This window comes from Myroides odoratimimus (assembly GCF_004337635.1).
GTDB classification, from domain to species: Bacteria; Bacteroidota; Bacteroidia; order Flavobacteriales; family Flavobacteriaceae; genus Flavobacterium; species Flavobacterium odoratimimum.
The window spans coordinates 1,905,049-1,931,073 of sequence record NZ_CP037427.1; the positions used below are offsets into that span (position 1 = coordinate 1,905,049).

The window sequence follows — 26,025 nt, forward strand, 5'->3', positions numbered from 1 at the left end:
TTTGAAATTAGAATATTTTATAACTAAACGACTTGTCACTACTAAGAACTATAAAAGTAGTGTATCCGCACCAATTATTAAAATTGCAATTACAGCTATTGCATTAGGCATGATCATGATGCTTATCTCTGTTGCAACAGGTTTAGGATTGAAATACAAAATTAGAGATAAAATTTCAGCTTTTAGCGGTCATATCGTAATAACTAATTATGATAGTAATGTTACAGATATTACACTTAAGCCGATAGATGTAAGTGTAGTACAGTCTGATGATATTAAGAATATAGAAGGAGTAAAGAAAATACAGTCTTATGCCTCTAAGGCTGGTATTATAAGAACAGAGGATTCTTTTGAGGGAATTATTTATAAAGGAGTAGACTCTCTTTATGATTTAAACGAGATTAAGGATTACCTAGTAGAAGGGAGATTGCCGAAGTCGGCTGATGGAATGAGTAATGAAGTACTACTGTCTCAATATATAGCAGATAGAATGCACTTTAAAGTAGGGGATAAAATCACGACTTACTTTATGAAAGAATGGGGAAATAAGATTCCAAATGTTCGCCAGTTTGAGATCGTAGGGATATATAATTCGGCATTACAGCAGTTCGATGCAAATATTGTAATAGGTGATATAAAGCATGTACAGCGCCTGAATAGATGGAAGGCAAATGAGGTAGGAGGATTTGAGGTAGTTTTAAATAGCTTTGATCAGATTGAACAAAAAGGGCAAGAGTTCTATGTGAATTTACCTTCTACTGTAGACAGTAAGACTATTGTAGACAAGTATAGCAATGTATTTGGTTGGATAGATATGTTTGACTTTAATATAAAGATTATCATTATTATTATGATTGCGGTAGCGTCTATTAATATGATAGTAGCTTTATTAGTACTAATACTAGAGCGTACACAGATGATCGGAATATTAAAAGCCATGGGTGCTGATAACTGGACGATTAGAAAAGTGTTTTTATACAATGCGACTTACCTAATAGTAAAAGGATTACTTTATGGTAATCTTATAGGATTAGGATTATTGTATATACAACAGTATTTTGGTTTGATTAAGTTAGACTCTACAGCATATTATGTGAGAGAAGCCCCTGTCTTGATTCGATTTAGCGATGTGCTTTTATTAAATTTAGGAGTAGTAGTCATTGCATTTTTAGTATTGCTTATCCCATCGTATATGATTACTAAGATTAGCCCTATAAAAGCGATTCGTTACGATTAATAATAAGGATTTTTAAAATATATACATAGCCTCTAGTACTTCTATTGCAGAAGTATTAGAGGCTATTTTACTTTTGGAGTGAGTGCATTTTGTTTTGGGGTAAGTCCGTAGTGAGTCCGTTATGAGTCCGTAGTGAGTCCGTTTTTTTGACTTAAATAACGGAGATACTATGGATATATATTAGTTGTACTTAGAAGTCATTAAAAAGAAGATAGTAAGGTAGGTAGTGAAAGAGTAATAGTATGTCTATAAAGAGTTTGTGTTAAGAAGGAGAAGTGTTTTATTTTTTTGTTTTCGTTTTTATTTTAGAAAATGATTGTTTTTTTTATTAAAAAATAAGTTTTATGTTGGTGTTTTTAGAGTTCGATAATTCGGTTTGTTACTAGAATTAAGGTTGTTCTATAAGGGATGAACATAAGATAGATATGAATTTAAAAGAAAAGAAAACCTATGAGTGGAATCATGGACATGATTAAAAAGTTTTTTATTGGATCTGAAGAAGATAATAAAGAAACGAAATTAAAGATGAAGTCTTTTTTAAGACAAGCACTTAATCGAGACGATGTAGAAGAGTATACAATAGTGTATGGTAAGACTAGTAAGCATTCTAATTATATAGTAGCGAGTCGTACTACCTATTATAGCTATATGGTCGCTTTTAACAAGGGAACAGGAGAGATTATTATCGTACCTATAGACTCTGAATTAACTACCTATGGAGATCCTATCTTTGTTACGAATATGAATTTAAAGAAAGCTAAATTGATCATGTTAGGTGTTGTGTTCTCTTTTTCTTTTAATGATAAGAGTACTATAGAATTTGAAGTACTAGAGGTTAATACAAAAATAGTGAATTTCACTGGAGGTTATGAATTACCTATTTCTCAAAAAGAAGAAGCGAAGTTGTTTAAACAGTTCTTTAAGAATAAGTTTAATTGTTAGAAAGATTGTAGAAGGGAATCTATTGTTGAGTAGATTATTGATTTACAGAATTATGTCTTAGATGTACAAATCAATACTGCTAAAATTAATGGGTATATTCTAGAAGAAAATTAGAAACTGTAAGGCAGTCATTTTAATTCGACTGTTATCATGATTGTTTTATTGTTCATGACTGGATTCGTTTTTTTGATAAGCTATAAAAGGCGACTTAGTAATTAAGTCGCCTTTTGGTTTTATGATTTGTATTCAAATAATTGGGTGATCGTTTGACCTATTTCTTCACCAAGCTGTTTGCTGACTAAGTATAGAGCACCATCTATACCTGCTGTGATACCTGCAGTAGTCAATACAGTATCTTGATCTACATAGCGCACACCCGTTATTACTTTAGCTTTAGGGGTAGCTTGTTTAAGAGCCTCTAGTGCCATAAAGTGTGTCGTTATCTCTAAGCCATCGAATACATCCGTATTACTCATCAGTAGACTACCTGTACAGACTGTAAATAACATTGCACCTTGCTGATGTTGATTTATGATCCAAGAAGTATAGGTATTCTGAAAATACTCGTCTTGTAGATAGTTCATGACGATGTCAGGGTTAGCTCCTGGTAACACTATGATATCAGGTGTAGGACAATCTTCGAAGCTGTATTGTGGTACTATTTGCGTAGTATTCGCTTCTGTTTTGACCACTTCTTTCGTAGCAGAGACTAAGTAATGATTATAACTGTTGGGTTTAAGTACATTCGCTTTGACGAATACATCTAATGGACCATTTAGATCAAGTACTTCTACTTGATCAAAAATGATAAAGGCTACATTAAGGGGGCGGTTTGTTGTTGTCATATTTTACTGTTGATAAAAGGCAATAGGAGATCTGTCGAAGGTTGGCTTCGATATCGGTATTGTCTTAGGTTATTCGTGATTATTTAGTTGGGTAACTAAATGCTAAAGGTTAATTCTCGTAGATTGGAAAACACTTCTATAATGAGTAGGAGTGACTTTGACTAGTTTGACAAATGCTTTTCTAAATACATGATCAGAAGTATATCCTACTTGAGTAGCTATTTCTACTATAGAGTAAGTTGTAGATTCTAATAAACGCTTAGCATATTCTATTCTCACACAGTCATTAAAAGCACCTGGAGTCATTCCTGTTTCTTTCTTAAATACCCTAGAAAAGTTGCGTTCACTCATATAGACATGATCTGCAAGTTCTGCAATAGTCACTGCTTGCTGAGTTAGATGATCTGTGATATACTGTTTTACTTTTCTAACTAAAGGAGTTAGTTCTATATCAGTGGGTATTAATGTACTATAGAGTTCTTGTGTGTTTGTTCTTTTTAGATTTACTACTAGATATCGTGATACATCAGAGGCTAGGGTATATCCATTGTCCTCTTCTATTAAGGCTAGAGCTAAGTCTATACCAGAAGTAATTCCTCCAGAAGTATAGATATTGTCATCTTTGATATAAAAGTGATCATAGGTCAGTCGAATAGAAGGGTAAGTATCTTGAAGCACTTTAGCATATTGCCAGTGTGTAGTTACTTTTTTATTGGTTAATAATCCTGTTTTGGCTAGTAAAAAAGCTCCTATACAGATAGAACCTATACGCTTTACAGTAGGTTGTATTCCCTTTATCCAATGCAATACAGCAGGATCATAGTCATGCGTTAGGTCTGCCTTAGACCCAGCGATGAGTAACGTATCTAATGGAATATGTTGGTCATAAATGGTATAATCACACTGTACACTAATGCCTGCACTAGTAAGTACACTTTTGTCTACTGTTCCAGAGATTAAGTGGATTTGATATTGAGTAAGTGCGGATGTAGCTGTGCGAACCATGATTTGATTAGCAGTATTGAATACATCACTCGGCCCTGCGAAGTCCAGTAGCTGTACTTGAGGTAATAATAGAAATCCGATATGATGTAGTGGGGTATTCATACTGCTATCATGTTTAATGATAAGACAAAGGTAAGAAGGCTTTATGATGTATAAATGACACATAACGTACTTTTTCTGCCATAATTGAAGATATATTAAGGAATGAGTCATTGTTTTATTTAGATTGATTTGAGTTTAAATGTTAATTTTTGTCAGTTAAAAGCTTGTTTGACTGTATTTTGAGTTTTGTTATTTAAATTACTTCTAAATAATATTGTTTAGAATGATTTTAGATTATACATTTGTCCCATAAAACATAATACAGTCGTGATGCTCAAACACTTTACTATTATCACACGACCAACCCAACTAACTATTATTATCTTATCGTTATTCATTCACTTTCTCAGTTATGGGCAGAATACTCGTTCTCCTATCTCTATCAAAGTGCAGAATGAGTATGGAATGGCTATTCCTACAGCGGTGGTGATGCTAAAAAGTGATAAGGAGTCTGTCTTAGAACTTACCAATGAGGCAGGTGAAGTAACTTTTAAACTAGTACCTGATAACTATCTTTTAGAAGTACAGCACATCAGTTATTCTTTTTACAGTCAAAAGCTAAATACCTTAACGCACAATAACCTTACAGTTGTCTTAAAAGCTGAAACGAATCAATTAGAAGAAGTCGTGATTACAGCTAAGGAAGGAACGGGACTTACGAGTACTTCTGTGATTAATAGAAGAGCTATGCAACATCTACAGCCTTCTAGTTTTACTGACTTAATGGAATTAATACCTGGGGGTAGAGCACAAGATCCGTACCTAGGCGGTGTCAATAAAATACAGCTGAGAGAAGTAGGTAGAGTAAGCTCTAATATAGGGGGTGTTGGAAATAAACAATATGACACTTCTTCTCTTGGGACTTTATTTGTAGTAGATGGAGCCCAACTGAACTCGGGTGCAAACCTTCAGTATACTTATGGCTATATGGATAATGTTTCGTCAGGTGTTAATAAGAATATCAATATTAGCTCAGGTGTTGATATGCGTACAATATCAACAGACCAAATAGAGAAAGTAGAAATCATAAGAGGAATCCCTTCTGTAGAATATGGTAACCTTACTTCTGGTGTAGTAAAGATCACGAAGAAGAGTGGATATTCTAAATGGCAAGCACGTTTTAAAGCAGATGGATATAGTAAACTATTTGCGGTTAATAAAGGTTTTGAATCTAAGGATAGTAGCTTTAAGGTAAATGTAGGGTTAGATTATCTAAATGCTAAACCAGAACCTCGCAATGATTTAGAGAGTTATAAGCGTGTGACAGGTACTGTACGTGTGAGTAAGGATAAGAATTTAAACAATGGAGGATTGTTCTCTTGGGTATCTAACCTAAGTTATACAGGGTCTATAGATGACGCTAAGTCTGATCCAGATATTGACCTGACAGGTGCGAATAAATATAAAGTGGATAATCAGTTCTATAGTCTGAGTAATATAGTGACTTATGAGAGTAGAAATGAATCTTTCTTTAGAAGTATAGAATTACAGACTACGTTTAATCAACGTTTCGATAAGATTAACCAGACAAAGTTTGTACAGCTAGAGGCAGCTACAGCACTACCACTTTCTACTGTGGATGGTGAGTACGATGGTTTTTTTCCTACGGCTAATTATATTGCAGAGAGTGTAGTAGATGGTAAGCCACTAGATATCTTCGCTAAGGTAGTGAGTGCATTTCGTTATAAGATGTCTGCTATTTCTACAGATATACGTGCTGGTATTGATTGGCAGTATAGTAAGAATAACGGTAGAGGTCAGGTCTATGATATCTATAAGCCTTTAGATCCTAAATCTACTTATAGAAATAGAGCATATAAGGATATTCCTGCTTATGTAACGACGGCTTTGTTTGCAGAGCATATTTCTTCTGCGAAATTTGGACAACACGGTCTAACATTAGCATTAGGTGCGAGAGGATCTATTATGCAAAACTTGTCTAATGATTTCACTATGAGTGGAAAGATGTATATCGATCCACGTGTGAATGTACAATGGACATTGCCCTCTTTTGTAGTAGCGAATAAGGAAGCAAAAGTAGACTTAACGTTAGGATGGGGACAGCAGAGATTATTCCCTGACCTAAATCTTCTTTATCCTGAGAAATATTATAGAGACGTTCAGCAGTTAAACTATTTTCACAGTAATCCTGATTATCGTACAGTTAATTATAAAACGAGCGTTTTTGACCCACAGAACAAAGCATTGACTCCTGCCTTAAACAATAAGCTAGAGGCTAGGTTAGATTTGAATTGGGGTTTTCATCAGCTGACTTTTACGGTGTTTAAAGAAAGAATGAGCAACGGGTTTAGAACGATGAACCAGTATGGAATCTTTGATTATAAGAGATATGATACTTCTAGTATAGATCATGATCATATCACAAGTGTACCGAATAAAGAGGATCTTCCTTATGAACAATTTAATGAAAACTTCTTATACAATTTCTCTCGTAATGGTAGTAGAACAGATAAGGAAGGAATAGAGTTTCAGTATAGTTCTAATAGAATTCCTGTTATTAATACTCGTGTTACAATTAATGGGGCATGGTTTAGAACTAAACAGGGCAATAGTTTGCCAACTTATAGACGTGGTAACTCTAATGCAAATGTGAATGGTAAGCCTTATCCGTACCTAGGACTATACGATGAAATGGAACCTAAGAGCAAATACGAACAGCTAAATAGTAATCTATTATTAGATACCTATATCCCTAAACTAGATTTACAATTCTCTACTTCATTTCAGTTTAACTGGTACTACTTAGCAAAGAATGAACCGATGAATGGAATGCCTAGCTACTATGTAGGAGTAGATGGAGAATTACGACCTTATGATGCAGAAGAGGCAAAGGGAACATTATTAGAACAATTAGTAATCCCACAACATAGCAATGCAGATAAATCTAGGAGAACACCTATGCTGATGGATGTGAACTTAAAGCTATCTAAGAGTTTTAGAAACAAGCAGATCACAGTGTCTATGTTCGCTAATAAGTTATTTACCTACTATGCTCCATATTCTGTGAATGGGACTAAGGTAAATAGAAAGGGACTAAGAGACCCTTACTTCGGAATGGAAATAAATTTTAATCTATAAATACTTATAAAAATGATAAAACGACTTTTACAATCATTATGCTTACTACTAGTGGTATTAGGTTTTAATGCTTGTTCTTCTGATGACAATAGCAATATGACAGGGGATGAGCAGACTTTCGTAACATTCTGGATTAATGATCCTCAAGGTGCGAAGATAGAAGAGATAAAACAGATGACTATCAAGTTGACAGAACTAAACTCTAATAAGAAAACAGAGTTAGTATATGAAGGAGATAAGAAAATACAGAAAGCACTTCCTACAGGTACTTATGATATCACAGTAGAAGGTGTAATCACACATAAGGTAAATGGTGTAGTAGAGGAGAGTAAAGTAGGTAACTTTATTAAAGGTGTAGTGATCTCGGGTAGAGAAATGACTAAGGCTATCGATATCGTATTTAAAACAAGTAGTACAGGTTTTGTAATAGAAGAGGTATTTTTCGCAGGGACTAAGACACCACAAGGACTTCAGTATACAGATGACCAATACTTCAAAATAACAAATAACTCTGATGAGGTATTGTATTTAGACGGAATGTTATTTGTACAATCTAAGTTTATGACAAACGATAAGCAAGATTATACACCTAATATTATGAGTGAGGCATTGTCTGCTGGAGCTATTTTACAGTTCCCAGGTAAAGGAAAAGACCACCCAGTAGAGCCAGGCAAATCGGTAATCTTTGCAGAGAATGCTATTAACCATAAAGAATTTAACAGCAACTCAATTGATTTGACTAACGCAGAGTTTCAGAATTTTAGAGATGGAGTACATGATGCAGTAGGGTTAAAAGCTGCTAAAATGATTACGATTCACGATGAATTAGTGATTAATATTCAAGGAAGTTATGCTTATGCTTTAGTAAAAATGCCTGAGGGAATGACAACGGAGAAGTTAGTAGTAGATAATATATATGATTATGAGTACGAAATGATATTCGGAGGAGAAGTATATCCAAGTGTAGATTCTGCTATTAAAATTCCAAACTCATGGATAGTAGATGCTGTAAACTTAGGTATTGCAGATGAGTATATGTGGAATGTAACATCTCCATCAGTAGATATGGGATATACTTATATCACACAGCATGTAGGGGATGAAGGAAGATATGGTAAGGCTGTAAGAAGAAATGTAATAGGTAAAAATGCAGCAGGGAACAATGTTCTAAAAGATACTAATAATTCGACAGTTGACTTTGCACCTGCAGTAAGACCGTCATTATTTAAATATTAATTAGTGTAGTATGAAGCACTTTCATTTTGGGTTATGTTTCTTGTCATTGTTGAGTACTGTATTGGGATATGGTCAGCAGTCAGATTCATTGGCAATAAAAGTAAAGGAGAAGCAAGATGTAATACGTCATTTTGAAGAACCTATTTATGTCAATCCATCTCACTATTTAGACTATAGAAAGTACAGTTTAACTTCTTTCGAAATCGCAAAGCAGAATAGTAAGAATGAAACAACTTTAGCTCAAGAGGGCAAAAACAGAGATGATTTGTCTTTTCAAGCTGAAGCTTACCATAAATTAGATAAGCATAGTGCTGTGTGGGGCAGTGCTACTTATCAACAGGGTAAGCGTAGAGATGTAATGTGGAATGAGAGTGCAGATTACGACTTAATATTTCCGTATGTGGTAGCTGATAGCGTAGGAGGAGATATTAAGTATGAAGATTATCACATCGAAGGTGGTTATGCCCAACGATTAGGAAAGTACAATATCGGTATCTCTGGTTTTTATAAAGCGAAGATGGAATACCGTAATATAGACCCTAGACCTAAGAACCTCTCTGCTCGATTAGGAGGGAATATAGGGGTGAGTAGAGTATTTAAGGAGCTTTTTACTATAGGGGTAAATACCTCAATAGAGAAATATACACAGAAACACAAGATGGACTTTTATAGTCCTACTGGATTTCCTGTGATATATGAGATGAGTGGAATGGGAAACTTCAATAATCTATTGAAAGGAAAAAGAAGAGAGGCTTATTATGATGGTTGGAGGTATGGCACTTCTCTACAAGTATATGATACTTCTCAGAAGAAGTGGTTTGCCACAGTGGGAATGAATATTTTTAGTTTTGAGAAGTTACTACCTGATTTTTATGATCTGCAAGTTTCTAAAATTAAAGAGGTAGAACACTTTTTGTCTATAGGGAAGCTATTTGATGTACAGGCTACTCAGTTAGGTGTTCGCTTAGATGGGAACATGAAGACGAGAAAGGGTACAGAGAATTTGTTTGTCAATGTGAGCGTTACAAACTATTTAAAGATAGGGCAAGAAGAACAATATAAATACGAGAATAAGAGTCTTAGATTAAGTGGAGTATTTAAGTATGAAACTTTAAATAGTGTGTATAGTATCTTACCGTATATAGGAATATCTCAAGAGGTAGAGCGTTATAAAAAGCCTTATACTAAAACAGATATTCAGTATACCTATATAGGAGCAGATTTGCAATGGATGTACACATTTAAAGATAGAAGCCTATTGACAGTAACGTCTAATTGGAAGGTAAGACAAACTGCTAAAGAAAAGGCTGCTTTTAATTATGGAAATAGCAATGCTATAAATCAAATGCTACTTGATAACTATGCTGTTCAGATCGCAGAGTATTGGGAAGGAAGCTTTAAGGTTCGTTATGATTTTGCTTTGCCGAAAGTAATAGATGTATTTGTAGGTGGAGAGTATTATTTCCAAAACTATAAGCAGTTTCAAAACAACAGTAGTGTGATGATGAGTTTAGGAATTACCTTTAGATTTGCTAACTGAGAATATGATAATATTGTAGAGAATAAATAAAACAACCTAATCAACAAAGTGAACCAGACGAATTACAAGGATAACGCCCTAAAATTCGAGTAGGACTTTGTTGATTTTACTAAAGAGTATCAGACTAGTAATTAAGACGTCGAGGTCTAGTATTAAGGTTTAGATGATATTTTAGTAACAGGTTGCCTTAAATAATTATCATATGGACAAATTTACACAATTTATCGGAATAGATATTTCCAAAGATTATTTTGATGTAGCTATTTATGTAGATGCTAATTCTTGTAAACACAATCAGTTTGAAAACACTAAAACGGGAGTTGATCAATTTATGAAGTGGATGAAAAGCGAAGGATGTTGTGTAGAGGAAACATTGATATGTATGGAGCATACAGGTATTTATAAAAATATTTTAGTAGATATTTTGCTTTCAAAGAATTGTAATCTATGGGTAGAAATGGCTTATAGAATTATAAGAAGTAGTGGAATACAAAGAGGAAAGAATGACAAGATAGATTCTAAAAGGATAGCATTGTATGCTAAGAAAAATCAAGAAGAAGCGAAGCTCTTTAAAGCATCAAAGGCTGTATTGAATAAGATTCAGGCTCTATTGGGACAGCGAGAGATGAGTATAGCTCATAAGACAGCTATAGAAGTAAGAACCAACGAATTTAAGGGGTTTAATGATGAACTGTACAAGGTTTTGTCTAAAAATGATAAGGCTATTATCAAGGCTTTAGAGAACGCTATAAAGGTGATTGAAGAACAGTTAAATACTCTTATTAGAGAAAATCAAGAGGTATCTGAGATATTTGATTGTGTGATTTCTGTAAGAGGTGTTGGAGATATTACAGCGATGTTTTTAATATGTTATACCAATGCGTTTACATCATTTGAAGACTCTCGACAATTAGCATCTTATTGTGGTGTTGTCCCTTTTGAATATACTTCAGGTAAAAGTGTAAGAGGCAAAGCTAAAGTACACTTTATGGCTAATAAAAAGCTTAAAAAACTTTTACATCTCTGTGCTTTATCAGCTGTTAGATGGGACCCAGAGATAAGGGCTTATTACGAGAGGAAAGTTGGAGAAGGTAAGCATAAGATGCTTGTTTTAAACAATGTTAGAAACAAGCTTGTACAGCGTATATGTTCTTGTGTTAGGAATAAAAAAGCTTATGAGGTACGACAAGTAGCATAAACATCATACATTGAATTAGAAACAAAAATAGAGGATAATACGGATATAATCCTCAGGTTAGATATGCCTTGTTTTATTGAGTTATTCTCAAAAATAAGGTGTAAAATATATTAATAATGATTTGCTTTTATCATAGTAATCGTTTTAAAAGAGAGAGAAGATAGATGAAAAAAAAGATAGGTGTTATTATTGGGGCGGTTTTACTATTCATAGGATACACTAATTTCGAAGTAAGATCAGTTTCTGAATACACAGAGATTACGGATCAATATAAAAGACCTATAAGCTATTGGCCTAGTCCGATAATAGATAAGAGTGTAGAATGGAAAGAGTTTGGGGCAATAGAGGTAGATACATTATACTATGAGACACAAGATTTGCCAGAAGTGGTATTAGGTAAGGCACTGTTCTTTGACCCTAAGTTATCAAAGTCTAATCAGATATCTTGTAGCTCTTGTCACGATCCTGAAATGGGATGGACAGACCATAGACAGGTATCACTGGGGAATGATCATTTATTAGGAGCTAGGAATACTCCTTCTTTATACAATATTGCTGAGCGTAGTTCTTTCTTTTGGGATGGTAGAGCATTAACGTTAGAAGAGCAAGCGATGGGACCTTTATCTGCTCATCACGAAATGGATATGGATGTCAAATCACTACCTGCGAAGTTAAGCAAGTATAAAGAGTACAAACCCTTGTTTAAAGAAACTTACGGAGATGATAAAGTGACTTATGAAAGAATAGTGGGTGCAATAGCTACTTTTCAAAAGACAATCAAAAGTCAGCCTAGTCGTTTCGATAAGTTTATACAAGGGGAGTATCAGTACCTAACAGAACAAGAGATATATGGAATGCACTTATTTAGAACTAAGGCAGGATGTATGAATTGTCATCATGGGAAATATCTTACTGATGAGTCTTTTCACAATATAGGGTTGACATATTATAAGAGAGAGTACGAAGATTTAGGACTGTACTTACATACCAAAAAAGCAGAAGATGTAGGGAAATTTAAAACTCCTTCTTTAAGAGATCTATTAGTGACTAAGCCATGGATGCATAATGGGTTAATGGATGACTTAGAAGGAATAGTGAATCTGTATAATAGTGGGATGCACATGATAGATCCTACAGAGGAAGAGAAAGCATTAGATCCGCTCTTTCCTCTAACAGATCCACTGATGAAACCATTAAAATTAAATGAGAAAGAAATAAAAGCTATTGTAGCATTTTTAGAATCAATGTCAGGAAGTTACTATAAAATGGAACGTCCTATATTTCCAACGAAGTAACGCTTATTTACTTTAATTAAATGTAAAAGGCTTCTTTAGAGTTAGTTCTAAAGAAGCCTTTTTATATTATTAGTAGTATAAAGTATACTATTTATATCGAAGTAACTTATAATGTGCTGATGAATTGTATGTAATATTATGTTTTATTTGATGATTGTGTTTAATTATTGTATAAAATAAAGATTTAAACTTATTTACATTCATTCTTAAATAGATATATAGAATTAATTTGAATCAAGTCTAAATAACTTGGAAGATATAGGTTTTGTTGACTACTTTTGGCATCCGATTAATTAAGTTATTCAATGACACGCTTATATCAAGTTATTCAAGTTCTACTTGTTACTTTCACAGTCTTGTTCTGTTCTTCTATTTTTGCACAATCTTCTAAGTTGCAATTGAAGATCGTATTGCAAGATGCTCAAAATAAAGATATTAATAATGCTAGTATTCAGGTAACTGGAACAAAAGAGTCACAATTAAAGGTTAGTGATGATCAAGGTATTGCTATTTTTGATTTGAAAGCTGATACTTATACTGTTGAAGTATTTCATATTGGCTATGGAAGTTCTTCTACTGTAGTTAATTTACTTCAAAGTCAGACATTACCTATTACGTTGACAGCATCTTCTAATATATTAGAAGAAATGGTTATTACTGCTACAGAGAGTAAGGGACTTACTTCTACTTCTGTGATTAATCGTCAAGCGATGGAACATTTACAACCATCAAGCTTTGCTGATTTAATGGAATTATTACCAGGAGGGCAAGCAAAGGATCCTAAACTTACGGTAGCGAATGCTGCTTTAATTAGAGAGAATAACCCAGGAGAGAAATATGCAACAGGTGCATTAGGAGTACAGTTTATGGTAGACGATAATATTATCAATACTAATGCGGATATGCAGGTATCTGTAGGAGGAGCTAAGACTTCTCATATAGGAGTGGATATGCGTAGTTTGGCAACTAATGATATCGAAAGTGTTGAGGTTATTCGCGGTATACCTACAGCTGCCTATGGAGATTTGAGTTCAGGTCTGATTAAGATAAATAGAAAGATAGGGTATACACCACTACAAGCTCGTTTTAAAGTAGATGGTTTTAGCAAACTGTATTATGTAGGGAAAGGAATAGATACTAAGACAGGATGGAAACTGAATGCAAGTGTAGATTTCTTGGATGCTAAGAACGATCCTACAGATGTCCTTCAGAACTATAAGAGAGTATCATCATCATTGAGATCAGATAGAACATTTGTAGTAGGAGGATATGATCTGAGTTGGAAAGCAAATTTTGATTATAGTGGTACTGTTGATAACGATAAGTTTGATCCAGATACAGGTTATGATAGAACAGATAGTTATAAGAATAAAAAGCAGTACTTTTCATTAGGTAACAATCTAAAACTTGACTTTGGCAAAGAAGCTTTATTCAAGAATATAACCTTGAATGCTTATGTATCTCAAGGAATAGAAGATATTAAGGAGACTATCTTTATACAGCAGAATGGACGTGTAGCTATTCCTGTTGGAAATGAAACAGGAGAAAATGAAGGTGTATTTTTACCAACATCATACATAGCAACATCTAAGACAGAAGGCCGTCCTTTAAATATCAACACAAAGTTACAGTCAGAATTAGGTTTTTCTACTTTTGGGATTAAACATCATGGAGAAGTAGGGATGGACTTTAGATACTCAAAGAATAATGGTAGAGGAGAGTTATTCGATCCTTTATTACCTCCTTCTGTAGGGACTATGAAACGTCCTCGCCCTTTTAACGAAGTACCAGCTTCTCAGATATTAGCTGCTTATATAGGTGATCGTATGGAATATGACTTAGGTCAACATCACTTACAATTATATGCAGGAGTTAGAATGTCTAAATTATTAGGTGTTGGAAAAGAGTTTAGCATTAGTGATAGGGTATTTGCAGAGCCACGTGTCAACTTCCAATGGGGACTTCCTAAGCTAAAGATGGGACAGGAATATCTAAAGACTGATATTACAGTAGGATATGGAGAACTGTATAAACAACCTACTTTAGCTCTTCTATATCCACAAGATCGTTACTTCGATATGGTGCAAGTAAGTTACCTAGATCCTAAGACAGATAATGCATACGCACAGTTCTATACTTACAGAATGCCTTTGGCTAACCATAGTTTGATAGGCGCGAAGAATACGAAGAAAGAGATTCGTTTAGATTTAGAATATAAAAAACACAAGTTTTATATCACCTACTTCGATGAGAAGATGACAACAGGATTTAGAGATATGACTCAGTTTATGGGGTTTGAATATAAGCGATATGAGTCTAAAGATATAGTGTGGAATGATGAGTTAGGCAAGCCAGATTTAGATCAATCCCCATATTCATACAGACAAGACATGATGCAGTATACACATACTGAAAATGGAAGTTCAACATTAAAAGAAGGAATAGAGTTTGGATATTCTTCACCTCGTTTTGAAGGGATTAATACTCGTATTACTTTAAATGGAGCATGGTTTAAAACGACGTATTCTAATAGTGCTTCTATTCTTTGGAGACCTGGTATCTCTGTAAATGGACAACAGTATTTATACACAGGTATTTATGCAGATGATAATGGGAATAGAAGATCATCTCTAGTGTACAATGTAGTTGTAGACACTTATTTGCCTAGCTTAGATATGAATATATCTGCCTCTTTACAGGGAGATGTGTTTAGAAGAAACCTAAACCTAAATAGAGTTGCTGCTCCTTATGCATATATGGGAATAGATAATGTAGTTCATCCTTATACAGAAGAAAGTGCAAATGATCCATTACTACAACATCTAGTTAGACCTGTTTCTAAGACAGATGGTATGGAGGAGAGAAGACCATTTACATTTAATGCTAATTTTAAAATATCAAAGAGAATATATAAATCAGTAAAGGCATCCATGTTCGTTAATCGATTATTCACACACTATTCTTCATATACATATAATGGAGTGAATGTAAATAGAAAAGATGATAGCGGACCTTACTTTGGAATGGAAATAAACTTCAATATTTAAGACAATGAGATTAAAGCATATATTTTTATACGGATTGATGATGACAATGAGCTTATTAATGAGCTCGTGTTTGACAGATGATAATGCGCTTGGAAGTAATCAGAATTCGACTGTTTCTATGGCATTTAAAGTAGAAGGTATTAAAGAAATAAAAGAATTAGAAGTAGAGTTTGTTGAAGTTAATACAGGTTTACGAATAGTGGAGAAAGCAGTAGGTTCTCCTTATTTCTCTGTCGCTCTACCTGTGGGATCTTATAGAATGTCAGCAGAAGGAATAGGTGTCCTAGAAGATAAAGAAGAAGTAGGATTAGGTAGTAAAAGCGAAATGCTAGACGTGACCGATCAGATAGTAAATATGACAATTAATTTATTTGTCAAACAACTTAACGATGACTTTATCTTTGAAGAAATATTCTTTGCTGGATTACAAACTACAGAATTAAAAACATACCAAACAGGTAAATACTTTAAACTAGTTAACAATACAGATAGAGTGCTTTATGCAGATGGATTATTGATCGCTCAATCGGAGTTTTTGACGACTAGAGATAATAAAGAAACACCAGATGTATTAAACGAAGCTTTTGTTTTACAATCTGTAATGATGTTACCAGGTAACGGTACCCAGTACCCAGTAGAGCCAGGAGATTTTATTGTAATAGCAGATAATGCTCAGAATCATAACTTAGCCAATGTACCAGGGGCTGATTTATCTAATGCTGACTTTGAATTTCCTATTACTGAAAACCCTAAGAATGTACAACCAGATAATCCTAATGTACCTAATGTGATGATGATTTATACGAAGTTAAACTTTAGTATGTTCGCTATGCATGATCGTGGACAGACAGGATATATCGTAGCTCGTTTTCCTAAAGGAGAGAATGTGGATACTTGGCTAGCTAATTATAAGTTTGATTATAGCTATTTGACAGCTGCAGGTAAAGAACAAAAGTTCAGCAGATATAAAATGCCTAATACATGGGTTATTGATGCTGTTAATGGAAGTATTCCTGATAAGTTTGAACGTCTAGTGACTGCTCCTTCTTTAGATAGCGGCTACTCATACTGTGCAACTTCAGAATCTGATAAAGCGCGTTATGGAAAGACTATCAGAAGAAAAGTCTTAGGACCTAATGAGCAAGGTCGCAATGTGTATAAGGATACTAATAATTCTTCAGATGATTTTATTCCTCAGTCAGAGATGTCTCTAAAAGACGGAATACATCATAAATAAAATAGGAGTACATTGAGAAATACATATATAAATATAGTTGGAATAATTAGTGTATTGTTTTGTGCTGAGGTTCAAGCTCAGGATAGAACAGATTCTAATTTATACGAGAGTAGACTAGCTCAACGGGATATGAATATCGTATTCGGACAAGACTTTTTTGCTAATCGTGCTTTCATGACATCGTATAGTCCTTTGTCTTTTTCTGAATTAAGTTTGAATTATCTATCAGATAGTAAGGATGCTTATTTAATCCAGGATGGAGATGGCTTAGATGCCTTTAAGGTAAATACTTCTTCTTATCAACGATTAAAGAATAATACTGTCCTATGGGGAAGCGCTTCTTATAATACTCAGAAGCAAAAGAATATGAAGTGGAATGAGAATCTTGACAGACATATCCTAGGACCTTATGTGTTAGGTGATTCTATAGGAGGTACCATGAAGCAAGAGATTTATCAATTTGCAGGAGGGATGGCTAAACAGTTTGATAAGTGGACAGTAGGAGGAGAAGTTAGTTATATGGCTAAAAGTGGATATAGAGAAGTAGACCCAAGACCTAAGAATACCTCTTCAGATTTAAATTTGCGCATTGGAGTAAACTATAATGTTTATAAGGACTACGAATTAGGAGTGTATGCAAATTGGAATAAATATACTCAGAATAGTACAATTAAGTTTGTCAGTCTATTAGGGAAGCCCATAGCGTATCACCTGACAGGTTTAGGAGCTTATAATTATTACTTTAGTTCTGCTGTAGATATGAAGATGATTTATGAGGGAACAGGATATGAGGTAGGAGGAACTATAGCTAAGAATAAAGGTAAGGACTTTTTGATACAAGGTTCGTTTGGGCAGTTTGATATTGAGAAGAACTTTGGAAGTAGTCCTTCAAAAGAAATGTCTGTACTTAAAACTAAAAAATATACAATAGGAGGAATTAAATATATTGATCTAGATGAACATCGTTTAGGAGCAAAAGTTAATTACTTACTAAGTGAATCAAGAGGAATTGAGTCTTTTTATTCTAAAACAGAAAAGTTAGAGAGAAAGATAGGAGAGCAAGATCTGTATAAGTTTGTAAGAAGTGATGTGTATACGTCTTTATTTTATCAATATAGTACAGATGTTAGTAGATTAGTAGTTTCACCTTCTTTCACAGTAGAACAGACAGAAGAAAAGAGAAGAGATACTCAGGCTAGACAGCGATTCACATATTTACATTATGGATTAGAAGTTGATTATATGCGACAATTGAATCAATCTAATATCATAACAGTAAGCCCTTATTTTAGAGTGCGTAATCTTAAGGAGGATACTGTGAATTTGGTAACATCGTATAAGAGCCCTGCTATGACAGAATGGGTACAACATGATTTAGCGATTCAGACTGCTAATTATCAGACTTATGGTATTACAGCCAGATATGATGTGAAGGTTAGTAATATACCAGCCATGTTTGCTCAGATTCAGTATGAACAGACAAAGTATAATATAAACAAAACAAATAACTATATAGGAATGTCTCTAGGAGTTATTTTCTAAGCAGTTATTAACTAACAACAAATAAACAATGAAAAAGGTAGTTATTTTATTATCTGGATTCTTAGCTTTTGGATTATTTAGTTTTAGTCCAAAGTTTGTAGGATTCTTAGGAAGCGACAACCCTGAGTATCAAAAAATAATAGAAAGCTATAAGCAGCCTATTTCACAATGGCCGGCACCAACTATAGATGAAGGTGTGGAATGGAGTGAGATGGGAAGTATTAAACGTGATAACGACTATTTTACAGAACAAGCGAAACCTGAAGTAATTTTAGGTCGTATGTTATTCTTTGATCCTAAATTGTCAAAGTCTAATCAGATATCGTGTAGTTCATGTCATGATCCTGAATTAGGATGGACAGATAGACGTATGGTGGGACTTGGACATGATCACTTAAAAGGAGCACGTAATACCCCTTCGTTATATAATACTGCAGAGCGTACTTCTTATTTTTGGGACGGTAGAGCTAATAGTTTAGAAGAACAGGCTAATGGACCATTATCTGCTCATAACGAAATGGCAATGGACGTAGTAGATTTACCTGCCAAATTGAGTAAAGTACAAGGGTATAAACCTTATTTTAAAGAAGCTTTCGGTGATGAGAAGATTACCTATGACCGTATTGTAGGAGCAATTGCTACGTTTCAAAAGACAATTAAGAGTCAACCTAGTCGAGTAGATGCTTTTATAGACGGTAAATATAAAGCGCTTAATGACCAAGAAATTTATGGTATGCATTTGTTTAGAACGAAAGGTAGATGTATGAATTGTCATCATGGGCAGTACTTGACAGATGAGTCTTTTCACAATATTGGATTGACTTACTATAAACGCAAGTTTGAAGATCTCGGTAGATATGAAGTAACGAAAGATCCTAATGATGTAGGGAAGTTTAAAACTCCTGGTTTAAGAGATCTTTTAAACACTAGACCTTGGATGCATAATGGATTATTTGACGATCTGGAAGGAATCGTTAATATGTACAACAGTGGTATGCACATGATAGATCCTACTGCTGAACAAAAAGCGAAAGATCCTTTATATCCTGTGACAGATCCTTTAATGAAACCTCTAGAGTTAACGAAAGAAGAAACAAAAGCGATAGTAGCATTCTTAGAGTCTCTATCTGGAAGTAGATTTAAGATGAGAAGACCTGAGTTTCCAACAGAATAATATATTTATAAACGACTATTTATTTCTAAATAGTCGTTTATTTTTTGAATGATATCTTATGACATTCTCTAGGTCTATTTTTGCAATAGAATAATGAAGATGAAGAGGGAGTTTTTCATAATTTAAATGTAAATGTTATAGAAGGATAAGCTATTTTTAGTTTATCCTTTTTTAATTGTAGAATATAGAGTAGAGTTGAGGTAAAAGACGTAATTTAGATGTTCATCAAAAAAATGTAGAGTCATGGCTTTAAAGATTTATCCGGAGTACCCTCTAGATGAGCTCGAGCAACTTTTTATAAATGGGAACAAGGTTCCTTATGGAGAGTTTTTAATATATGGAGATATTGTAGAATCCCTGTCTAAAAGCCCTCATGATTGGTATGTATGGTATAGTATGAAACTTCCTTTTCATGATAACTCTAAGATAAAAAGGGCTAAAGCGGACGCTGAGCTTGACTTTATCATTGTTTCTAAATTTGGAATTATTGTCTTAGAAGTAAAAGGGGGGAATATTTTTGTTGACCAAGGACGTTTCTGTTTTAAGGATGGTAAGCGTAAGAAGTGGCTAAACCAAAACCCTTTTGAACAAGTGAAGGGATATAAATACACTTTGATGAATAAAGTGTTCCCTAGCTTTAAGCATATATTATTCTGTGAAGCAGTGGCCTTTCCAACTACTAAAATTGCTATTGAGAATACTATTTATGATAAGAATCTTATATTTAGTGACTACACTCGACGCAATAGATATAAGAATATAGAGAAATTTCTATTACATATCTATGATTATTCTAAGCAGAAATTAGAGAATACACACCCTATTAGATTTAATAATCTATCGAAAGCAGAATTGGATAATATTGTGAATACATTCAGTCCAATGATTCAGGATACCAATGTCTTCCAATCTAGAAATTCGTTAGAATGGCTAAAAGAACGAAACTTAGAGATACTGTACTCTCTTTCTGAAAACCCGCGTTTAATGATAGAAGGAGCGCCAGGTACAGGTAAGACTACTATGGCGATGGCGTATAGTGAGATGCAGGTGGGAAGACACGGTATTTATTTGTGCTGGAACTCTTTGTTATGTGCTTATAATGCACAGAGGTTTAAGGCGAGTAATGTTCGTATAGACTGCATTACATTCACACAGTTTGTGATGAAGTATTTACCTGGTGTTACTGAGCGTGATCTTTTATATATAGAACCAGAGAAATTTGCAGACTATATTAGAAAGACGATTACTCATTTAGAAGAAATAGATAAGCTTCCTAATTATGATTATATGATTGTAGACGAAGCACAAGATTTGTTTGATCGTAATCTTCACTTAATGATGCATAAGTTATGTGGTAATCATAATGGAATGAAACAAGGGAATATTATACTTCTTTATGATCTAGACCAAAGCTTCTCTCTTTTTGGACGTGATGTTTCTGATTATGCTTATTTCTTGAAAGAGTATTTTACTCATTTTAAATTACACAAAATACGACGAAGTGCACAGAAGTCACAGATTCGTCAGATTTCAGAACATATTCAAACGCATCCTGATGATTGGGATGAGGTGAGTGTGCATCAGAAAGAGTATGATGAAATTGAATTGCGTTCATTCTATGACCAAGTGACGATTAAAGAAGCAATGGAAGAAGTGATACGCAGTATTAATGACCCTAGTTCTTCATTAAACGCAGAGGATGTAATTGTGTTGGTACAAAGTAAAGTGTGGCAGAGACGTAATAACGTTGCTGATTTAATTCTAGAATTAGGAATGGAGGAGCTTACAGTTGAGAATCTTACATTAAAGCCTAAGAAACTCCAGTATACTACAGCAGTTAAGTTTAAAGGATTAGAACGTAAGAATGTTATTCTTGTAGTGGATAAACCGAATAAACTAACTCCTTATGAATGGTATGTGGGATGTACACGTGCTATGGATAACCTTAGTATTTGGCAATTACATACTTATAAAGAGCATGAAGGATAGAAATTATCTATTATTTTTGCAGGTAAGTTTAAAATAGAGTAATACTTATGAGTGTCGCAGAGTTATTAAAAAAAAGGAAAGAGCAGTTAGAACAGAAGAATAAAGAAGAAGGAGCTAAGTATTTAGAAGAATATGTAAAGAAGGACGGAGTGATCTTATTGCCCTCAGGTGTAGCTTATGAGATTATAGCATTAGGTGAAGGGGACAAAGTAGAACTTTCTGATCGCATAGAATGTCATTATCATGGTACTAATATCAATGGAGAAGTTTTTGATAGTTCTATTGCTAGAGGGAAGACCGCTTCTTTCAACCTGAGCAAATTAATTCTAGCCTATCAACAGGTTGTTCCATTATTGCCAATAGGCACTAAGTTTAGAATGGTCACACCTCCAGAATACGCTTATAGAGAAGAGCATATTAGTAAAGAGATTGGTCCCTATAGCACTCTTGTATTTGAAGTAGAATTAGTAAATAAACTTTAATAGTGACAAAACAAAAAGCCACCTTCTAAAAAGGTGGCTTTTTTAACAATAAAAAAGATTTAGGGCTACTATTCTTCATTTTTTTAGCTTGAAGATAAGCAATGTGTTTTTGCAGTTTTCTGCAATTGTAATTTTTAGTAAAGTTGTTTTCTATGTTCTTCCACAAAGTTAAGTTGAGTTATTCAATTGATTGTAAAACAATTCAAACATCTTTGTATCATTATTTAATTTTTGCGATATTGATTAGGAGTAAGTAAAGTATATTTCTTAAAAAAGCTAGAAAAATACGTTGGGTATTCAAATCCTAAACAATAGCCTATTTCAGCTACACTCCATGGTTTAGACTTTAGTAATTTTTGTGACTCTATTAATAGTCTCTCTTGGATACAGTCACTAGTACATTTTCCTATTGTTTTCTTTAAAGTATGATTGAGATGATTTACGTGTACATTCAGCACTTTTGCAAAATCATTAGGCGTTTTCAATTTGATTACTGTATTTGTTTTTTCAATCGGAAATTGCTTTTCTAATAATTCTAAGAATTTTGAACACAATCTTTGTGGTGCATTTACACTCTGGTCTACAGTATATGTCGCATTGAGCTTATTGCTTTGATGTATTATGATTTCAATATAGTTACGCATTAATTCGTATTTCTGCGCATACTTTTGATTGTTTTCTTCTTCAATTCTCTTAAATACATAAGAAATAAACTCATCTTGTTGTGGCGTTAAAAGGTAAATAGGATTCTCGTGTAAGTGGGCAAGAATGCTTTTTAATAAGTGACTTTTATAGCCTAAGAAGCTGCTGTTAAATAAACAGTAGTATCCTTCCGGTTTTTCTGATACTGGTTCGAATGTATAATGAGATACCGGGTTAGAAAAGAATAATGATGGACCTTCTAACTCAATCACTTTATTTCCATCAAAGAATTTACTCTTTGATTTTAAATAAGAAAGTTTGTAATAACTCCTTTTGTTATATGGAGATATTTTCTTTGTTTCGTCCCCTTGTTGAAAAATGATAAAATCATCTTTAGGTGGATTCTTAAATTCCACTATTTTAGTTGGAATTACGATCTTTGATGCTGTGCTTGTCATGATGTAGGTGATTTTTAATACGCAAACTCGGTTGGGGAGTGTGAGTTTTGTGTATTAGGTTTATACTAAGTCGTGTTTTTTAAATGGCTAATCATATTTAAATTTTATGTTAATAATATGTTGATGTTTTGTTAGTGTAAAATTAATAATATGAAATATATCAATGTTGTGTAAAAAGTGTTTTTTATTGTCTTTTTTACTTAAAATGAATTGATTATTATATTTATTGTGTTTTAAAATTGTTATTTATTCATTTGATTTGTGTATATGAGTATTTTATTTTTACGATTTATTACATATGATTGATTATAATTTAATATTTGAAACATATTATTTTGTAATTTATATGATAAAATAATAAAGCAAAAAATGAGACTTTTTTGACCATTTGCTTAGTCTGAAATGAGAAATTGTTGGAAGTGATGTTATATTTTAATATTCTGTAGTATTAAAAGAATATCAATTACACTAGTTTTTCCATTATAAAGGGAATTGTGTAGCTTTGTAACTAAATAAATATGAATTATGGTTAACAACGATGAGAAAACTACTAAGTGCCCAGCAGAAGAACTAATAAAAACGCTTGGTGGCAAATGGAAAGTTCATATCATTCATATTACAGAAGAGCAGCCTAGGAGGTTTAGAGATTATATGCGTTTATTAGAAGGTGCTAATAAACAATCTGTCTCTGTAGCTTTAAAAGAGTTGGAAGAGGATGGCTTCTTAATTAAGAGTATAATTAATCAAAAGCCATTGCATATTGAGTACTCTCTTACAGAGAGAGCTAGACTAGTGATACCAGTATTTGATAATTTGTATCATGCCCTACAGAGTAGATAAGATTTCTTTCTGGTAGAGTAACTTGTAGGTGTTGTTATCCAGTTCTTGTCTATCTATAAGTGAATAATTCATTTTTTCTAATAGCTTACGTGAGGATATATTACTCTCGTAGAGTTGTGCGATAAGGATTTTTGAAGGATATATTTGTTGCATGAAGAGTTCTATGCCATGTAGTAATTCTGTACCGTAACCTTTTTGCCAATAATCCTTATGTATAATGTACCCTATTTCTATTTTTTCTTCTTGCTCTCCGTATTTTATGAGTAGTACTTCTCCTATTATGTCAGTTTGGGAGTTATTGTTTAGAGAAATTTTATAGATTCCTAACCCTTGAGAGTAGAGGAGATCGTTTTTTGCATATTTATTTCTTAAAGCATCAGAATCCCAGTGATTTGCCCTAGATGGAATCCATTTCATTGTGTCAGGAGAGTTATGAATCTTTAATAGGTCATTTAAGTCTTCTCCTAATTGAATTGTTTCTATTTTTAAGTTATTGGTAGTAAAAAGAATCATTTTTTAGTTTTTTTTGTTTCTAATTCGGTTATTGGTGTTGTTTTTTTTAACATATTCTAGAAGGTGTTAAATTATCACTGAATCTAAATGAATATGGTGTAAAATATTGGTATGTATATATCTAAGCCGATTATTATTTTATATATTGTGCTCCTCTTAAGTAAAACTAAAGATATTGAATGTTATTTTTAAGTACAAATTTTAAGAAATTTTACTGATTTTACTATAGAATAAAACAAATGTTAACTACCTAAAATTTAATGAATGAATAAAAAATCCATCTTTGATGCAGTAACTATTGGTTTTGCATTGTTTGCCATGTTTTTTGGTGCTGGAAATATAATTTTGCCTCCTATTATTGGATTGTTTACAGAAGGTTCTTGGACCTCGGCTGTTACAGGGTTTTCTATCACCGCAATACTAGCACCCTTTTTAGGAATTGTTGCTGTATTGATTTCTGGAGACGAATTTACAGACTTAGGTAAACGGATCAATAGTACATTAGGATGGGTATTAGCTACAGCTATTATTCTTAGTATAGGACCATTGGTTGCTATTCCTCGTACAGCAGCAACAACCTTTGAGATAGGGGTATTATCTGTCTTTCCTGATTTTAGTGCAGTATGGTCTTCTGTTATTTTCTTTGGGATTACGTTGTTACTTTCGATATCTCCGTCTAAGGTAGTTAATATTATAGGTAAGTATTTGACACCTATGTTGTTAGTTCTTTTGGTAGCGATGGTAGTGATTGGTATAGTCAATCCTTTAGATACTTCTAAGTTAGTTAATACTTCTTATCCAGATCCATTTAGACTTGGATTTGCTGAGGGATATCAGACTATGGATGTATTAGCATCAGTGATTTATGCTGGTATTATCATCTCTGCAGTGAAGGCTGCTGGCTATGTGAGTTCTAAAGAGAAAACAAAGGTTACTTATATGTCAGGTGTTGTTGCTATCTCATGTTTATTATTCATATATGGTGGATTAGTATACTTAGGAGCAACCTCAGGTTACCCTATTACAGATGATTTAAAGAGAACAGAGTTATTGTTGCATATCTCTAATGGAGTATTAGGTAGTCAAGGGACTCTGGCATTATCATTATGTATAGCTTTAGCTTGTTTGACCACTGCGATTGCGTTAGTGTGTGCTACTGGTACCTTCTTCAGCCAATTAACGAAAGGAAAACTTAGTTATCAGTTTGTGGTTGTAGTTACTTGTATTTCTTCTGCAGTATTAGCAGTCAAAGGAGTGGATAGTATTATTGATTATGCAGCCCCATTTTTAGGAATCATATATCCTATTACATTGACATTGATCATTTATATGGTGGCTTTTGGTAAATCTGTGACTAGAAAAGCTCCTTTCGTTGGAGCAATCTTAACTACTACAGTTGTAGCATTGATTCAGTTTAGCTCTTTTATTGCTTTTAAATATGACTTTATAGAGTATTCTCAGTCATCTGCAGAATTTATTAAGTCATTGCCATTGAGTAGTTATGACGTACCTTGGTTGATTCCATCGTTAGTAGCATTCTTTCTTGTGTTTATTGTAGACAAGATGTTCTTTAAACAAAAATCAAATTAATGATAAGGATAT

At 33.5% G+C, this 26,025-nt stretch carries 19 protein-coding genes; 15 read left to right on the forward strand and 4 right to left on the reverse strand.

What is annotated here, in order from left to right; genetic code table 11:
- Position 1: 1 nt before the first annotated feature.
- Positions 2-1,237, forward strand: coding sequence for an ABC transporter permease (locus tag E0Z07_RS08720; RefSeq protein ID WP_016650225.1), 1,236 nt, complete (start codon positions 2-4; stop codon positions 1,235-1,237).
- A gap of 450 nt (positions 1,238-1,687) precedes the next feature.
- Positions 1,688-2,179 (forward strand): hypothetical protein, encoded by a 492-nt coding sequence (locus E0Z07_RS08725; RefSeq protein ID WP_006260579.1) that lies wholly within the window; start codon positions 1,688-1,690, stop codon positions 2,177-2,179.
- Between the two features lie 233 nt (positions 2,180-2,412).
- Here the strand turns inward: E0Z07_RS08725 and E0Z07_RS08730 are convergent, their stop codons facing one another.
- Entirely contained in the window at positions 2,413-3,024 is a 612-nt protein-coding gene (locus tag E0Z07_RS08730) for a DJ-1/PfpI family protein (protein ID WP_006260580.1), read from the reverse strand.
- A gap of 102 nt (positions 3,025-3,126) precedes the next feature.
- Positions 3,127-4,131: a GlxA family transcriptional regulator gene (locus E0Z07_RS08735; RefSeq protein WP_036496596.1), complete on the reverse strand. Its 1,005-nt coding sequence runs from the start codon at positions 4,129-4,131 to the stop codon at positions 3,127-3,129.
- A gap of 270 nt (positions 4,132-4,401) precedes the next feature.
- On the opposite strand from E0Z07_RS08735, the gene E0Z07_RS08740 reads away from it, so the two are divergent.
- The 11 genes from E0Z07_RS08740 (at position 4,402) to E0Z07_RS08790 (ending at position 21,970) form a co-directional block, all read left to right on the forward strand.
- On the forward strand, positions 4,402-7,230 hold the full coding sequence (locus E0Z07_RS08740) for a TonB-dependent receptor (protein WP_006260582.1): 2,829 nt from the start codon (positions 4,402-4,404) through the stop codon (positions 7,228-7,230).
- A 12-nt stretch (positions 7,231-7,242) separates the two neighbouring features.
- Positions 7,243-8,466 carry a DUF4876 domain-containing protein gene (locus tag E0Z07_RS08745; protein WP_006260583.1) on the forward strand — a complete coding sequence of 408 codons (1,224 nt, stop codon included), beginning with the start codon at positions 7,243-7,245 and terminating at the stop codon, positions 8,464-8,466.
- A 10-nt stretch (positions 8,467-8,476) separates the two neighbouring features.
- Entirely contained in the window at positions 8,477-10,006 is a 1,530-nt protein-coding gene (locus tag E0Z07_RS08750; RefSeq protein WP_131540565.1) for a DUF6850 family outer membrane beta-barrel protein, read from the forward strand.
- A 202-nt stretch (positions 10,007-10,208) separates the two neighbouring features.
- The gene (locus E0Z07_RS08755) at positions 10,209-11,204 is read left to right on the forward strand and encodes an IS110 family RNA-guided transposase (protein WP_006258619.1); all 996 of its coding nucleotides are present in this window, start codon (positions 10,209-10,211) and stop codon (positions 11,202-11,204) included.
- A 164-nt stretch (positions 11,205-11,368) separates the two neighbouring features.
- The gene (locus E0Z07_RS08760) at positions 11,369-12,499 is read left to right on the forward strand and encodes a cytochrome-c peroxidase (RefSeq protein WP_006260585.1); all 1,131 of its coding nucleotides are present in this window, start codon (positions 11,369-11,371) and stop codon (positions 12,497-12,499) included.
- 305 nt (positions 12,500-12,804) lie between these two features.
- Positions 12,805-15,546: a TonB-dependent receptor gene (locus E0Z07_RS08765; protein ID WP_006260586.1), complete on the forward strand. Its 2,742-nt coding sequence runs from the start codon at positions 12,805-12,807 to the stop codon at positions 15,544-15,546.
- Between the two features lie 4 nt (positions 15,547-15,550).
- On the forward strand, positions 15,551-16,783 hold the full coding sequence (locus E0Z07_RS08770) for a DUF4876 domain-containing protein (RefSeq protein WP_006260587.1): 1,233 nt from the start codon (positions 15,551-15,553) through the stop codon (positions 16,781-16,783).
- A 12-nt stretch (positions 16,784-16,795) separates the two neighbouring features.
- On the forward strand, positions 16,796-18,325 hold the full coding sequence (locus E0Z07_RS08775) for a DUF6850 family outer membrane beta-barrel protein (protein ID WP_006260588.1): 1,530 nt from the start codon (positions 16,796-16,798) through the stop codon (positions 18,323-18,325).
- Between the two features lie 28 nt (positions 18,326-18,353).
- Positions 18,354-19,499, forward strand: a complete 1,146-nt coding sequence (locus E0Z07_RS08780) for a cytochrome-c peroxidase (protein WP_006257183.1) — start codon at positions 18,354-18,356, stop codon at positions 19,497-19,499.
- Positions 19,500-19,742: 243 nt separating this feature from the next.
- On the forward strand, positions 19,743-21,488 hold the full coding sequence (locus E0Z07_RS08785) for a nuclease-related domain-containing DEAD/DEAH box helicase (RefSeq protein ID WP_006266396.1): 1,746 nt from the start codon (positions 19,743-19,745) through the stop codon (positions 21,486-21,488).
- 47 nt (positions 21,489-21,535) lie between these two features.
- A complete protein-coding gene (locus E0Z07_RS08790) occupies positions 21,536-21,970 on the forward strand; it encodes an FKBP-type peptidyl-prolyl cis-trans isomerase (RefSeq protein WP_006262895.1) in 435 nt (144 codons plus the stop codon).
- A gap of 224 nt (positions 21,971-22,194) precedes the next feature.
- On the opposite strand, the gene E0Z07_RS08795 is transcribed toward E0Z07_RS08790, so the two are convergent.
- A complete protein-coding gene (locus E0Z07_RS08795; RefSeq protein ID WP_006257180.1) occupies positions 22,195-23,070 on the reverse strand; it encodes a helix-turn-helix domain-containing protein in 876 nt (291 codons plus the stop codon).
- A gap of 525 nt (positions 23,071-23,595) precedes the next feature.
- Between E0Z07_RS08795 and E0Z07_RS08800 the strand changes: the two genes are divergently transcribed.
- The gene (locus E0Z07_RS08800) at positions 23,596-23,910 is read left to right on the forward strand and encodes a winged helix-turn-helix transcriptional regulator (RefSeq protein ID WP_006257179.1); all 315 of its coding nucleotides are present in this window, start codon (positions 23,596-23,598) and stop codon (positions 23,908-23,910) included.
- On the opposite strand, the gene E0Z07_RS08805 is transcribed toward E0Z07_RS08800, so the two are convergent.
- Positions 23,896-24,423, reverse strand: coding sequence for a GNAT family N-acetyltransferase (locus E0Z07_RS08805; protein ID WP_131540566.1), 528 nt, complete (start codon positions 24,421-24,423; stop codon positions 23,896-23,898). The two genes, E0Z07_RS08800 and E0Z07_RS08805, sit on opposite strands and share 15 nt — an antisense overlap.
- A 264-nt stretch (positions 24,424-24,687) precedes the next feature.
- On the opposite strand from E0Z07_RS08805, the gene brnQ reads away from it, so the two are divergent.
- A complete protein-coding gene (brnQ, locus tag E0Z07_RS08810; RefSeq protein WP_006257177.1) occupies positions 24,688-26,013 on the forward strand; it encodes a branched-chain amino acid transport system II carrier protein in 1,326 nt (441 codons plus the stop codon).
- The last annotated feature ends 12 nt before the right edge of the window (positions 26,014-26,025 follow it).

What these genes read in the sequence shown, in the direction of transcription:
- E0Z07_RS08765 (WP_006260586.1), top strand. Translation starts at nt 12,805, where the DNA reads ATGACACGCTTATATCAAGTTATTCAAGTTCTACTTGTTACTTTCACA.
- E0Z07_RS08760 (WP_006260585.1), top strand. Translation starts at nt 11,369, where the DNA reads ATGAAAAAAAAGATAGGTGTTATTATTGGGGCGGTTTTACTATTCATA.
- E0Z07_RS08780 (WP_006257183.1), top strand. Translation starts at nt 18,354, where the DNA reads ATGAAAAAGGTAGTTATTTTATTATCTGGATTCTTAGCTTTTGGATTA.
- E0Z07_RS08745 (WP_006260583.1), top strand. Translation starts at nt 7,243, where the DNA reads ATGATAAAACGACTTTTACAATCATTATGCTTACTACTAGTGGTATTA.
- brnQ (WP_006257177.1), top strand. Translation starts at nt 24,688, where the DNA reads ATGAATAAAAAATCCATCTTTGATGCAGTAACTATTGGTTTTGCATTG.
- E0Z07_RS08750 (WP_131540565.1), top strand. Translation starts at nt 8,477, where the DNA reads ATGAAGCACTTTCATTTTGGGTTATGTTTCTTGTCATTGTTGAGTACT.
- E0Z07_RS08790 (WP_006262895.1), top strand. Translation starts at nt 21,536, where the DNA reads ATGAGTGTCGCAGAGTTATTAAAAAAAAGGAAAGAGCAGTTAGAACAG.
- E0Z07_RS08730 (WP_006260580.1), bottom strand. Translation starts at nt 3,024, where the DNA reads ATGACAACAACAAACCGCCCCCTTAATGTAGCCTTTATCATTTTTGAT.
- E0Z07_RS08725 (WP_006260579.1), top strand. Translation starts at nt 1,688, where the DNA reads ATGAGTGGAATCATGGACATGATTAAAAAGTTTTTTATTGGATCTGAA.
- E0Z07_RS08755 (WP_006258619.1), top strand. Translation starts at nt 10,209, where the DNA reads ATGGACAAATTTACACAATTTATCGGAATAGATATTTCCAAAGATTAT.
- E0Z07_RS08800 (WP_006257179.1), top strand. Translation starts at nt 23,596, where the DNA reads ATGGTTAACAACGATGAGAAAACTACTAAGTGCCCAGCAGAAGAACTA.
- E0Z07_RS08785 (WP_006266396.1), top strand. Translation starts at nt 19,743, where the DNA reads ATGGCTTTAAAGATTTATCCGGAGTACCCTCTAGATGAGCTCGAGCAA.
- E0Z07_RS08805 (WP_131540566.1), bottom strand. Translation starts at nt 24,423, where the DNA reads ATGATTCTTTTTACTACCAATAACTTAAAAATAGAAACAATTCAATTA.
- E0Z07_RS08740 (WP_006260582.1), top strand. Translation starts at nt 4,402, where the DNA reads ATGCTCAAACACTTTACTATTATCACACGACCAACCCAACTAACTATT.
- E0Z07_RS08735 (WP_036496596.1), bottom strand. Translation starts at nt 4,131, where the DNA reads ATGAATACCCCACTACATCATATCGGATTTCTATTATTACCTCAAGTA.
- E0Z07_RS08795 (WP_006257180.1), bottom strand. Translation starts at nt 23,070, where the DNA reads ATGACAAGCACAGCATCAAAGATCGTAATTCCAACTAAAATAGTGGAA.
- E0Z07_RS08770 (WP_006260587.1), top strand. Translation starts at nt 15,551, where the DNA reads ATGAGATTAAAGCATATATTTTTATACGGATTGATGATGACAATGAGC.